Source organism: Zobellia barbeyronii, from assembly GCF_018603515.1.
GTDB lineage: Bacteria > Bacteroidota > Bacteroidia > Flavobacteriales > Flavobacteriaceae > Zobellia > Zobellia barbeyronii.
Genome location: NZ_JACATN010000003.1, coordinates 555,481 through 570,617 on the forward strand (window position 1 = coordinate 555,481; position 15,137 = coordinate 570,617).

At 38.0% G+C, this 15,137-nt stretch carries 5 protein-coding genes; all 5 read right to left on the reverse strand.

The annotated features are described in order from the left end of the window. Window positions 1–5 precede the first annotated feature (5 nt). Window positions 6–413 carry a 6-pyruvoyl trahydropterin synthase family protein gene (locus tag HW347_RS10955; RefSeq protein ID WP_155597497.1) on the reverse strand — a complete coding sequence of 136 codons (408 nt, stop codon included), beginning with the start codon at window positions 411–413 and terminating at the stop codon, window positions 6–8. After that, window positions 397–942 carry an isopentenyl-diphosphate Delta-isomerase gene (gene idi / locus HW347_RS10960; protein WP_155597498.1) on the reverse strand — a complete coding sequence of 182 codons (546 nt, stop codon included), beginning with the start codon at window positions 940–942 and terminating at the stop codon, window positions 397–399. The genes HW347_RS10955 and idi overlap by 17 nt, the downstream gene beginning before the upstream one ends. Before the next feature lie 189 nt (window positions 943–1,131). Then, on the reverse strand, window positions 1,132–11,868 hold the full coding sequence (locus tag HW347_RS10965) for a DUF6923 family protein (protein WP_214611910.1): 10,737 nt from the start codon (window positions 11,866–11,868) through the stop codon (window positions 1,132–1,134). Window positions 11,869–12,185: 317 nt separating this feature from the next. After that, a complete protein-coding gene (locus HW347_RS10970) occupies window positions 12,186–13,136 on the reverse strand; it encodes a PorP/SprF family type IX secretion system membrane protein (protein WP_155597500.1) in 951 nt (316 codons plus the stop codon). 8 nt (window positions 13,137–13,144) lie between these two features. After that, window positions 13,145–15,133, reverse strand: coding sequence for an Ig-like domain-containing protein (locus HW347_RS10975; RefSeq protein WP_214611911.1), 1,989 nt, complete (start codon window positions 15,131–15,133; stop codon window positions 13,145–13,147). Window positions 15,134–15,137 lie beyond the last annotated feature (4 nt).

Consider the following 15,137-nt stretch of genomic DNA (forward strand, 5'->3'; position numbering starts at 1 on the left):
TAGTTCTAACCAGAAAAGGTTACAAAATTTCGGGGAGTTTCATATAAAACAACTTCAAGCTCGTGCTTTTCGTTGATGTGTGGTCGTAATTTTTTCCAAATAACAATAGATATATTCTCTGCAGTTGGGTTTAGGTCTTTAAATTCTGGAACCTCAACATTTAGATTTTTATGGTCCAAAGCATCTTCTACTTTTTCCTCTATCAAATCTTTTAAGACTTTCATATCCATTACAAAACCAGTCTCTGGGTCTATTTCACCGGTAACACTCACAATTAACTCATAATTGTGACCATGGTAGTTGGGGTTATTACACTTTCCGAAGACCTTGGTGTTTTTATCATCGCTCCAACCTTTGTTATACAAACGGTGGGCGGCGTTAAAATGGGCCTTTCTACTAACCTTTACTTTCATCTTCAGTTGCGTTTTGGCCTATGTGATCATAAAATTTTTCAAAAATAATCTTGAACCAAGCAGTGTAGGTATCCGGATTTTCGGCAATATCTTTTTTGATATCTGCGGGTTTCATCCATTTCCAATCTGCTACCTCATCAGGATTAATTTGTGGTTCACCAATATAGCTACCCATCATTACGTGGTCTAGCTCATGTTCCGTAAGACCATTGTCAAAAGGCGCTTTGTATATAAAAGAGAACAATTCTTTAAGTTCCGTTACAAAACCCATCTCTTCTTGTAGCCTTCTTTTTCCCGCCTGTATATTACTTTCGCCCACACGTTGGTGGCTGCAACAGGTATTGGTCCAAAGTTGAGGAGAATGGTATTTGTGCGATGCTCTTTGCTGCAACATGGTTTCACCCTTGTCGTTCATTACAAAAACAGAAAATGCACGGTGGAGCACAGCCTTCTCGTGTGCTTCCATTTTAGGCATCGTACCTATTTGATTATTGTCTTGGTCTACCAAGATTACTTCTTCTTCTTTCAATACTAATATTTTTCTTTAGAGGGAATAAAGATGTTCTTCAATTACAAAAATAGCACCTTTACATTAGTATCATGCCAACAGCGTAATAAAATATAGTTATAGAACTACTAATTCCTACCTTTTTAAAAACAGAAAACCCCTGAATTAAAGCTCAGAGGTTTTTGTTTAAGTATTATTTAAAAGCTAACATTAGTTAAGATAGATATAACCTGAAAGTGTCTTGCTATCTCCTGTTGTATCTTCATAATTTAAAATATAAAAATAGGTTCCGCTTGGCAGTCTTTCATTTTTTCCTGCTGTAAGTCTCGCTGATGAATATCCATTAAAATAGTTGGTTAACGAATCATACGATTCTGTGCTGAAAATCAATATTCCCCATCTATTATAAATCTGGATATTGTTATTAGGCCTAACGTCAAGACCTGTTATTATTAATGTATCATGCGCACCATCTCCGTTAGGGGTTACCACATTAAATACCTCAACCTCTATATACGGTTCTTCTAAATAGTTAGGGATACCGTTGTTGTTTTCATCATCGTTTGCATAATTACCATCTGAATTCGTATCTTCTTCAAGCGTTGGTATTCCGTCATTATCATCATCCGTATCACGATAATCTAATTCATCGTCACCGTCCGTATTTGGAAGCATTGCAAACGGATTATCTATTTCATCGTTTACATCGTCATCTATAGCCTGTAGGCCTTCATAACCATCATCAAGTCCATCATTATCTTTATCCGAACCAATGAACGTAACATCTGCAATACCATCCTGGTTTTGATCGTGCGCCTCTATTGCATCTGGAACATTATCATTATCACTATCTAGGTCCAAATAATCTGGTTGATCTTCGCCATCTGTATTTACAGGAACCAAACCTAAGTCTGTCCCGCTTTCATAGGCGTCGTCTAATCCATTATTATTAGCATCCACAAGATTTGGTTCAATATAACCAGCTGTAGTCTGTGCTTCGACATTATCTGGTATACCGTCATTGTCACTATCAATATCTAAATAATCTGGATATGCGTCACCGTCTGAGTCTGTAGGATTAGTAGATGGGTCATTATCTCCATCTGCATTTAAATCCTCAATACTATCAATAATTCCATCATTGTCACTATCTATATCAAGGCTGTCATCATCATCAATAATAGTCCCAATTGCCGTATCTGATGTATCACCTACTGTACCTGCATCTACACTTAATATTGATATCGTAAAGTCTTCATCTACTTCATCAAAAGTATCGTCCGTAGTTGGTATATCTATATTAATTGTAGTTGTACCTGCCGGAATAGTTGCTTGAATATTGGTATTGGTATAATCCTCATCATCTGCCCTACCGTTGGTAAAAGTGAATGTTAGGGTGATATCTGTTGTGCTGGCATTACTTAAAGTTACCGGAAAGGAAATATTGTTACCTTCTATAGCACTTGCATCGTCTATGATTATTGTTGGTGAACCATCGTTATCTATAATAGTACCTGTTGCGGTATCCGATGTATCGCCAACTGTACCTGCATCTACACTAGCAATTGCTATTATAAAATCTTCATCAGATTCATCAATAGTATCGTCCGTAGTTGGTACATCTACATTAATAGTTGTTGTGCCAGCCGGAATTGTCACTTGAATATCTGTGGTGGTATAATCTGCATCATCTGCCGTACCATTGGTCAATGTAAAAGTCAACGTAATATCTGTTGCACTAGCATTACTTAAAGTTACCGGAAAGGAAACATTATCACCCTCTATAGCACTTGCATCATCAATAGTTACATCGGGATTATTTAGTGTGTCAATATCAGTTGCAGAATTATCTGTTGTATCTGGGTCAGTTGAATTTATAGGATTCCCTATAACCACCGTGTTGGTTAAATCTCCCGTAAAAGTTGATGGAATGCTAACCGTAATCGTGTAGGTAATAGTACCTCCAACCGGTAAGCTAACCAAGTCATTTATAACTCCTGTTTGCGTTCCAGAAACTGTAGTAACACTTCCTGAAGAAGCTACAGCTGTATAAGAAATATTTGCCGCTGGTATTCCAGTTGGCGTATCTGTTACCGAGGCTCCCTGCACACCAAACGGACCATTATTACTGGCCACAATTGTATATGTTGTATCCGTTCCAGGAACATAAGTTGTAGTTCCATTTGTTTTTGTAACCGAAAGATTGGCTTCAAAAATTATAGTTGATGTTACACAATGGGCACCATCGTTATGCAATGCCGCACTAGACGATGAAATTAACGTCCGCTCTCCGGTTAGGATATCAAACTGATAGAACCCTCCTGTGTTTAGATTACCATAAATTTCACCCGTACTACTGGCGTACATAGCTCCAAATAAAGTTAAGCTATTGGTACTTCCTATAGTACTTACCGTTCCCGTTGTTATATCAATAGTAATCAACGCTCCAGCATTTGCTCCTGTTTGCTGCACAGAATAAATTAGATTATCTGTAATGCTATATGCAAAATCATTTGCAACGATGGTCTGGTCTAAGTTTATAACCGTTGCTGTTTGCGTAAGAATATCTATTTGATAAACAATTGAAGAAGGACCATCTAACTGCACATAATAATTACCGCTGTCATCTATTTCTCCTGAAGAGTATAAACCACTTGGTAATCCTGTAATAGCTCCCAATCTAATTGTTGCTCCATTAGAGGCTATCTTAATTAGCGTATTACTGTTTTCTTCTATTCCATAAATAAAATCATCTATTGGATTATATCCCATGGCATTGTATTGAATACCGTGCGAGTTATCTCCAACTGAAGAAATTGTGAAAGGATTTGTTGACGATTCTAAATCATAAAATGTAGTTGCCGTAGCTGTTTCATGCTGACTTAAATACAAGCTTTCATCACAAGAAAAAGGCAATAATATAGTATTATCATCTCTATAATCTACATCGCCACCAGTAGTTGCATCTGAGTCGTTATCCGGTAAAATTACAGTTCCGGTTAATGGGTTATCTATTGTACCACCTACATCAGAATAATCTGTTGTTGCATCTGTTGCATCATCTAAACCATCATTATCAGAATCAATACCTGTTAAAATTATGTTGGCTTCCATGGTATCATTGGCACCTTCATTATCTGAATCCGTATCTAAATAATCTGGATTGTCCGCGCCATCTGTATTCGTTGGAACAAGACCTAAAGTATAAGCCGTATCAACACCATTGGCATCTATACTTCCGGTTGGAGAAATATAACCAATTGTTGTCTGCGCTTCTACATTATCTGGAATACCATCTCCATCACTATCTAAATCTATGAAATCAAAAATAGTATCCGTATCTCCTGCACTTTCTGATAAGGTATAGTTTACAGCCCTATTATCTGCAATAGATTGAACACTATCTGGAATACCATCCGTACCTGTAACTCCATCTAGAATACCATTTGTATATGCTTGACCATGACCTGCCTCAACAGCATCATAAATACCATCATTATCACTATCCAAATCAAAAGCATCATAAATACCATCGTTGTCTGTATCTCTGCATGCTCCCGAATTACTATACTTAAGGCTAACCATATCTAATGCTGCCCCAGAACTGGTATTTGTTGCGAAAGGTTGAGCCGAAAACCGTACCGTTATTTGTGTCGTAGTTGCTACAAAAGTACGTTCCTCATAAAACCAATTTTTTGGACCTGTATAACCACCTACTTCACCGGTTGCTACCGTTGTTAAGGTTTCGTCCAAAAGGGCAACGCTGCTAGAATCTGTAATATCAAACTCTAAGGTTACGGTCTGACCGCTTAGATGTCCGATATCTTCACCCCAGTAAAATGAGAAAGTATAACTTTCTCCGACTATTAAATCTACTGTTTGTGTCAACTCATTAGATACGCCACCTGTAACATTATTGTTTCCAACGATATCTATATATTGAGAACCATTAATGGCAGGAGCAAAAGCACCTGCACCAAATGAACCACTATTTACCCAACCATCTAAGTTTTGTGTATAGTTCCAAGCAGATAACGTATTGGTATTATAAGTTGTACCGATAAAAGTTCCGTTGGCACCAGTAAATCCGTCAGGAAAAGCTACTGGATCTCTGAAATCATCTTGCTCAAAAGAGCCGTTTATAATGAAATTACCACAACCTTCATCTGTATCAAGAATACCATCATTATCATCATCTAAATCTGCATCATCTACTATACCGTCATTATCATTGTCCGGTCTATCATCTGTAAGATCTCTAAAATCAACATCACCACCTGTAGTTGCATCTGAATCAACATCTGGTAAAATTTCAGGAGCTGTTAATGGATTATCAATAATTCCACCAACATCTGTGTAATCTGATGTAGCATCCGTAGCATCATCTAAACCGTCATTATCACTATCTACACCAGTTGGTCTAAAACGTGCCTCGGTTGTATCACTGACCCCATCATTATCCGAATCAATATCTAAATAATCTGGATTATCTATACCATCTGTATTCGTAGGAACAATTCCTGAAGTATAAGCCGTATCCACACCATTAGCATCTACAGTTCCTGTTGGAAGAATATAACCTACTGTTGTTTGTGCCTCCATATTATCCGGAATAAGATCACCATCACTATCCAAATCCAAGAAGTCATAAATAGTATCTGCATCCTCTGTGCTTTCTGAAAATGCATAGTTAACTTGTCTATCATCTATAACAGATTGTACATTATCAGGAATACCATCAGCACCTGTTGTACCATCTACAATACCGTTTGTATGAGCTTGGCCATGACCAACTTCTACGGCATCAAAAATACCGTCGTTATCACTGTCAAGGTCAAAATAATTAAATACTCCATCTCCATCTGTATCACAGTCTACTGGTCTAAGCGATGCAAAATCACCTAACATACCAAGATTAGGACCTGTATTTTGGCTAAAAGCTATTTTTACAATTGGATTTAGTTCATACCCTTCAAAAAGAAGAATTCCCCAAGATTGACCAGTACCTGGCCCGTTATCTACATATCTTATTCCTGCAGGATATGGAGCTCCTACTCTTTTTACTAAATGGATTGCATAATCTGCATTGCCGCTATCCTCTCTAGATTGATAATCATAAACATCCTCTGCAGGGTCATGTGTTACCGTAAAATCTGCATTTTGAACTATAGTACCATCTGCCAACGTAAGTTGGAAATCTCCAATTTCATTATTTGGATGTACATTCCCTAAGGTAAAAGAAAGACGACCAACTGGTTCTGCAAAAGTAAATTCATGACCAGGAGCATCTTCTTCCATTCCAATACCGTTAACTCCTACTCCAATAATTGGGTGACCTGTAGAAGTAACACTTAAACCGTACGATGCATTTGTAATGGTTTGGCCAGAACCGATGGTGTAAGTTAACATAGATGGATTCTCACCAAGACATTCTTCAATATCAGGTATACCATCATTATCATCGTCCATGTCTACCTCATCTACAATACCATCATTATCATTATCCGGCCTGTCATCATTCGCATCCCTGAAATTAACATCACCGCCAGAAGAAGCATCATTATCTACATCTGGAAGTACAATTGGTGCTGTTAGTGGATCATCTATGGTACCGCCAACATCTGTATAGTCTGCTGTAGTATCTGCGGCATCATCTAACCCATCATTGTCTGCATCATTTCCTGTTAAGATAATACTGGCTTCTGTGGTATCATCAGCACCTTCGTTATCAGAATCGTCATCTAAATAATCTGGGTTGTCTGTACCGTCTGTATTTGTTGGCGTTATTCCTTCTCCTAAACCTGGAGAAGTTTCATAAGCATCATCCAAACCGTTGCCGTCTGAATCTACTCCGCTTGGAGCGACGTAACCAATTGTTGTTTGAGCTTCCACATTATCTGGAATACCGTCATTATCCGAATCTAAATCTAAATGATTCTCATTTCCGTCTCCATCAGAATCTATAGGCGAAGTACAAACATCAAGTCCAAAATCATCAAATGATGAAATAGAACTTACTGGTGCCTGTTTATCATAAAAATAAACTCTAACCGTATAAGTAGTAGATGGCTTTAATGATATAGGGTCAAATTGTACATCGTGTATAATTGCTCCATTACCCGTGGTAAACAAGTTTTGAGCTAAAGATTGTTGTGTGGTAAAATTATCTTCTGAAATAATACTGGCCCACTTATGATGATGTGCCGATGAGGTACTATATTCCCTTAATTGGGTTATGATATAGTTATTAGCTAAGGTACCAACTGTAGTAAACGAATATTCCAAATATTCATTCATAGCAATAGACTCTGCCAAATTAAGCGCATCTATATTCTCTATTTGAACTGCCGTACCAGAATAACCCGAAATTGTAATACCTGAACCTGTAATTTCATTACCAGCCGAAGCTACAATAGCCGTACTTTGAATAGTTGGTCCTGAATTGGTTGTGTTATGATCCCAACGGACTATACTTGTTGTCGCCGTACATGCGAATTCGTCTATATCCTTAATACCATCATTATCATCATCTATATCTACGGCATCTGCAACCCCATCATTATCGGTATCGGTTCTATTATCTGTAGCATCTCTAAAATCTACATCGCCACCTGAATTTGCATCTAAATCTACATCTGGTAGAACAACTGGGAAATTTAATGGGTTATCTATAGTACCACTAGTATCTGTATAATCTGTTGTGGCATCCGTAGCATCATCTAAACCATCATTATCAATATCGTTACCTGTTAAGGTGATGTTGGCCTCTGTAGTATCATCCGCTCCTTCGTTATCAGAATCCGTATCTAAATAATCTGGATTGTCCGTACCATCTGTGTTAGTTGGCACAATACCTGAAGGATATGCTGTATCAACGCCATTGGCATCTACAGTTCCGTTTGGAAGTATATAACCTGTAGTTGTCTGCGCTTCTACATTATCTGGCAAGCCATCTCCATCACTATCTAAATCTAAAAAGTTTACAATAGTATCTGCATCATCTGTACTTTCTGCAATGGTATAGGTAGCAGTAGCCGCCTGACTATCATCAGATTCCACTGCACTAAACAAACCATTGGCACCAAAATCTGCCGGTAAACCATCTATTTTGCCGTCATTATCAGAATCTAGTTGTAAATGACCTGATTCGATTACATCAAAAATTCCGTCATTATCTGAATCTAAATCTAATGAATTCGGTACACCATCTCCATCTGTATCGCAGTTTTCTACTTTTATACCGTAGTCTACACTCGCTAAATTATCTCCATAAATTCCATCATTATAATAGAAATATAAAGGTCCGGTGGTAGTTGATACAGAAATACTGTTTGGCACTAAAGGATCTACGGGACCTAATAATTCATCTACACCGTCTTCATATGTGCCATTCCCGTTTGCATCAATAATACCGTAGAAAACATAAAACCCTCTATTTACCAAACCACCTGTTACCGCAGAATCACCGGCATTATAGGTGAAGTCAGAATTATAGACTGCCGTTGCACCATTAAGAGTTGCCCCTCCACTAGTTGTGTTGGTTAAATAAATATTAATCGTTTGCCCTATAAAAGGACCATCAACAGCTACTCCTGTAAGAATACCACCTGTAGAAACATTTTCAATATCCAATACATATTTAATACCAGCTTGCAGCATGGTATTAGCGTTTTGCAGGGTATTTAGATTGGAACTCATATTTTGTCCCGTTATAATATTACCGCAAATATTTTCGTCTGTATCTAAGATACCATCGTTATCATCATCCAAATCAACATAATCAGGAACGGTATCGTTATCCGTATCCGGTTGTGGCTCATTGTCAAGGATTCTTAATGCTGATTTTTCAGTATTTATACTTACCCTAGAAGGTCCGGAACCATATTTAGTTGCTTCTGCTGCATTGCGCGATTTAACACCGCTAAATTCTTCAGTTGGTTCTATAATTGAATCATCTAAAGTAGGAACAGGAATAAAAATTTCTGTACCAGCAACTGAATTAGCTGGAAAAGTTACCGTTACACTAAGGCTGCTGAAATCCAAAACTTCTGTAGCTGGATTACTTGAAGAAGGTCTTTCTTCAAGTAAAAAGTCTACATTATAAGCATCTTCAATACCAACATACTGTTGGCCACTTCCGTTAGTACTTGTTGATAAAAACAATCTGTATTGTATTGTACCTCCTTCAGTAATATCAAAATTACCTCCAACTACATGAGCTACATCTGTATCAAGAATAGTACCTCTACCTTCTGGGTCACTAATATCTACTATACCAGCAGGGTTAGTTATGACTGCATCAAATGATTGATTAGCCTCTACCCAATTATCATCTATAGCTGCAACATTAAATGTTACACTAGTTGTATTTGCTGGTAACGTAATTGTAGTCGGACCACTATAATCTGCATTAATAGTTGTGATATTGGTATAATTAATATCAAAAACAACATCTTGCGGAATAGCTTGCGAAGAGGTAATTGTAAAGGTTAAATTAGTTCCTTCTACGCCAGAAACATCATCAATTATAATAAACGGTCTGTCATCTGTGTCATCTCTATAATCTAAGTCTCCACCAGTATTTACGTCATCATCTTCATCTGGAAGTTGAACCGGTGTTGCTGTAGGATCATCTATTGTTCCACCTGGATCTGAATAACCAGTTAAATCTGAATCAGTAGCATCATCAAGACCATCATTATCAACATCGTTACCCGATAAGGTGATTGCTGCCTCTAAGGTGTCGTTCCCTCCTTCATTATCAGAATCTATATCTAAATAATCTGGATTGTCTGTAGCATCCGTGTTTTCTGGTGTAACGCCTCCTAAATAGGCTGTATTTACCCCAGAATTGGTACGATAAGTAGCTGCGGTATCCGCATTGGGAGCAGTATATCCTAAAGTTGTCTGTCCTTCTATATTATCAGGAATACCATCATCATCACTATCTAAATCTTTATGGTCAGTGATACCATCATTATCAAAATCTTTAAGGCAATATGTAGGTTGTATAAATCGTGTTGATGAGTTTGAAGGATGATTAAAAGTTAAGACGATACGACTTACCGGTCTTTCAAAGTAAAAATAAATAGCCCCATTCATGTCATCCGCAGGGTCGTTTCCATCTGAATTAACAGAACCGGCCGCAAAATCATTTCCTGTTTGGGTAATTCCCGAACCAACTAAAATAATGCCTTCCGAATCTAAATCGTATAGTACATTACTGTCATCATAAATTTCAATGGTATATTGTGTATTATTATCAAAATCCGTCATTTTGAAAAAGACGTTTTCGATTGGCGTGCTGTAGGTTGATGTTAAACTACCTGTGTCTCCAGCTTGGCCTTCTATGCGAATTCCGTGGCCATTTGCACCAGCATCATAGGCATATATATTTGTGCTCGCAGGTTTGCTAACTGTATAGGTAACATCCGTTCCAACAAGTGGATACGTTGTATCAGAAATGGCATTACCAATACCAACTGTACCGGAAATATCAGTATTCTCACAACCTTCTACAGTATCATAAATTCCATCATTATCATCATCAAGATCTAAACCGTCTTCTACTCCATCGCCGTCAGTGTCCGGACCACTCATTGCATCTAAACAAAGTGTAAACGTATCTGTAGTAGTTATGTATCTATTATCTACTGTTATGTAATATGTTTCTCCTGGGGTAAGACTCCAGTGCCTAAGCCTTAAATCATCTTCTGGATCTGAATACGTAGTACATGCTAGCTCAGTCTCACCATCATCTTCCCATAGCGCCATATAAGCATGGCGAAGGGTTCCCTTACTGCCTCCTCTATCCAGGTTTACTTCTATTCTACCAGATGAAGGTGCTATAAAGCTGAACCATTTGTTATGGTTTACTAAGTCTAACCAACATGAACCAGTACCTTTATCAAAAGTAGCACCTAGTGTGGTGTAAGCAGCATCCGGAGAACAACCACCTATGAAACCAGTTACATCTGTTGCTCCTTGATAATAATCATCTGTGGCTTGATCGCTTAAACACAACGAAAAGGTATCGAAGGCATGTATATATCGGTTATCTACGGAAACATAATATGAATCTCCAGGGGTTAAACCCGTTGCCAATAGGGAAATATCATCGTAATCACGCCCCATTCTGTAGCTATTACAACCTAACTCATTGGTACCGGTACTATCCCAAAGGGCTAAATATGCCGTTTGTAATGCTCCTTTTTCAGAGCCTGTATCTAATTTTACTTCAATATTTCCGGTTGCTGGAGCGGTAACTTCAAACCAAACATTTCTATTTGGACCTGTACCCCAACATGAACCTGCTACTCTATCTGCAGATGCACCCAAAGTTGAGTAAGCAGCATCGGCAGAACAACCGTTCATAAACGAATCTATATTTATGGCACCTTCCAAATAATCATTTGTAGGTGTATCGCTAAGACATAATTTAAAAGTTTCCGCTCCGGATGGTGTTCCGTAATACCTATCTACCGAAAATAAATAAGTATTACCAGGGGTAAGTCCGCTTTGTAATATGGAAATATCATCACTGACATCTGTGTAAGAACTACAAGCAATCTCCGTTGTACCCGTGGCATCCCAAAGGGCCATCAAAGCATAACGTAAATCTCCGGTCATGTCACCACCAATGGTACCACGATCCAAATTTATTTGTACCGTACCAGTGGCACTTGCTACAAAACTGAACCATACATTAGCGTTTGGGCCTCCTGGCCAACAGGAGCCAATAGTTCCATCAGGAGTAGCATCTAAAGTATTATATGCTGCATCTGCAGAACAACCATTAATAGAAAGAGGGGTGGCATTAGCTATGTCATCGTTTGCAGGTTGTGCCCACAAAGACTGCCCCATAAATAAAACGAATAATAGCAGAAAACCGAAATATCTAGGGTATTCTCCAAAAAAGGTAGAATTTCTTTTTCGTCTGACGTGCATATGCTAAGCTGCTTGGTTGGACTATTTTAACGAAAATCTCTTGTTAATATTGTTAAAATTAGCCGTTGAACATATCTCTATAAACCACTTAATCAAAGATTAAGAACTTATAAAATTAAGAGCAAGCAGCTCCTAGATTTCAACTTTTGTTGTGAAACGGTCTAAATGAGGTGTGAAAGAGGTAATATCCTATGGCACCCTTTATTTATAGGGCATTCAAAAATTAATTGCAGTCGACAAAATGTGCAAAAAAGCCAGTTATCGAACCTGATAAAATAGAATAGAATTTTAAAATCCATTCTTACTAAAGAAGTATTTTAAAAGAAACGAGGCGATTTTAAGTTGCCTTTTGTACTGATGAAATCATATCGTAAAATAGCCTCAAAAGAACCCGAATTAAAGACCGCTTTACCAAGCTCTGTAACTTCACGATCGTAAGCAAGACCAATCAAGAACTTCTTAGATATATTGAAACCAACCATACCACTAACCGCCGCATCCCAGCGGTAAGCTGCTCCAAGAATAAACTTTTCACTAAACATAAAGTTCGCAGAGATATCTACTTGTAAAGGTGCACCTGTAACCAATTTGGTCAATAAGGCCGGTTTAAATTTTGTGTTGTCATTCAAATCCCAAACATATCCTGTAATAAGATAAAAGTTCATTTGTTCTTTTGCGGTTGATGGATCGGAGCCTTCTTGAAAATGAAGGGTCTGTAAAATTCTAGGTACAGAAAGGCCTGCATAAAACCTTTCATTATGATAATAGACACCAGCACCAAAATTGGGTGAAAACTTATTTTCTATATCATTCTGTAAGCTGTTATCCGAAGTAAATTGATTCAGTTCTGAAAAACGAACATCTAGTAAGTGAGCACTTCCCTTTAAACCAAAACTTAATCTACCTTCCGAAGACGTATAAACGGTATAAGAGAAATCTATATCTATGTAGGTTTCAGAAGTAGGTCCAATTTTATCGTTTACAATAGACGCACCCAAACCTACACCCCTATATCCTATAGGCGAATGTATATTAAATGTCTGTGTTGTAGGAGCCCCGTCAAGACCAACCCATTGCGAACGGTGCAAAAGAGCCGTACTTATATGTCCTCGTGAACCTGCATACGCGGGATTTACACTTACAGTATTATACATATACTGTGTGTACTGGGAATCTTGTTGAGCAATGGCGTTTTGAATGGTTGCCATAAATAATAGGGCAAACGTTACACCAAGTTTACGAGCGGTTTTTCTGAGATTTGGGATCATCGTTACTGCTATCTGTTAATATATATGTATCCTGAAAGTGATTGTTGTTCACCCTTAGCATCTTTGTAATCTAAAATATAGAAGTATGTACCTACCGGTAGTTTTCTATCGGCATCAACGGTTACTCTACCTTGAGAGGTTCCGTCAAATACATTTCCTTCGGTATTATAGGCCTGCGTAGTGTAGACCAAAACACCCCATCTATTATAAATCTTAATTGAATTATCTGGGTATTTCTCTAAACCTTTAATCGTAAGCACATCATGCGCTCCATCATTATTAGGCGTAACCACATTAAATACTTCAATAGGATCTTCTTCTGCATTAGGCTCTAAATATTCAGGTATACCATTGCCATCTGTATCATCATTGGCGTAATTACCATCTATATTTACATCCTCATCTTTACTCTGGATGCCGTCATTATCATCATCCGTATCTCTATAATCAGATTCTCCGTCACCATCTGTGTTCGGTAAATCATTATAAGGATCGTTTATTTCATCATTAACATCAAGATCAATCGTGGTTTCTCCTTCATAACCGTCATCAAGACCGTCACGATCTTTATCTGAACCAATTAATACAACGTCTGGAATACCATCTCTGTTGTGATCATGTGCTTCTATTCTATCAGGAATGTTATCATTGTCACTATCTTCATCTACATAATCCGGTAAATCATCACCATCTGTATCTTCTGGGATAATGCCCAATAATCCATTATTTTCATACGCATCATCAACACCGTTACCATTAACATCTACTCCACTTGGAGCTACATAATCAATAGTACTCTGCGCTTCTACATTATCAGGAATACCATCATCATCACTATCTATATCTAGATAATCTGGTACACCGTCATTATCCGTATCCGTTGGATTGGTTGCGGGGTCATTATCGGCATCTAAATTCAAGTCTTCAAAACTATCCAAGATTCCATCATCATCCATATCTAGGTCAATAGCATCACTAACCAAAATAGTTACCGTAGCCGTATCACAATTGCCTGCTGTATCGCAAACGGTGTACGTAAATGAATCCGTACCATCAAAATTTTCGTTAGGTGTATAGGTCACTAAATCATCAGACGGGTCATTAGGAGTTCCTCCATCATCTAACGTCAACGTTCCATTAGATGGATTCGTTGTTGTTAAGGTTCCTAGAGATGGAAGATCATTATCATTTGCAAGAATATCCAAGACAACCGGTGTGTCTTCTGCAGTTGCTACACTATCATCTATAGTATCTAAAATTGGTAGCACATCTACGGTAACAGTAGCGGTACTACAGTCTCCGAAAATATTACAAATCGTATAATTGAATGTATCCGTACCATTATAATCTGGGTCAGGAATATAGGTTACAATATCGTCCGTAGGGTCGTTAGGTGTTCCGTTATTATCAATATTTACCGAACCATTTGCTGGGTCGGTAGTCGTAAGATTACCTTCGGTAGGTACTTCACTATCATTAGCATAAATATCTACAATTACAGAACTGTCCTCATCTACTGTAACAAAATCGTCAACAAGAATAGCAGATTCGTCAATACAGACTACGGTAAAACTGGGTAAACTTTTGTTATTTCCTGCCTTAGTAATGGTTGCTATATAGCGCTCTACATTTTGTGTTGCAATTACCATTGGTGCACTTTGATCACCTGGCAAAGGCGGATTCCAACTAACGGTAGCTCCTGCCGAAAGGTTATCTGTATTATCACTAATATCTAACGTTACCTCGTTATATGGGGAATTACAATTGGTAACTATAAAATAGCTGGTTGCATTCTTACCGCATAAAGTACCGTCATAGGTTGCAAAATAAATTCCTTGATCGGCTACTTCCAAGAAAGGGTCCGTACTTAAAATAGTACTTGTATCCTGCGCTTCGTACCAACGAAAATTGGTTCTGGTCTCTTCTGCCGTATCATCGGGAGCTCTCAATAAGTACTGAGCGTTGGATACCGCAAGCCCCAATATAGTAAACACCATACTG

Coding starts and splice junctions, on each gene's coding strand:
- HW347_RS10975 (WP_214611911.1), bottom strand. CDS start 15,133: ATGGTGTTTACTATATTGGGGCTTGCGGTATCCAACGCTCAGTACTTA.
- HW347_RS10970 (WP_155597500.1), bottom strand. CDS start 13,136: ATGATCCCAAATCTCAGAAAAACCGCTCGTAAACTTGGTGTAACGTTT.
- HW347_RS10955 (WP_155597497.1), bottom strand. CDS start 413: ATGAAAGTAAAGGTTAGTAGAAAGGCCCATTTTAACGCCGCCCACCGT.
- HW347_RS10965 (WP_214611910.1), bottom strand. CDS start 11,868: ATGCACGTCAGACGAAAAAGAAATTCTACCTTTTTTGGAGAATACCCT.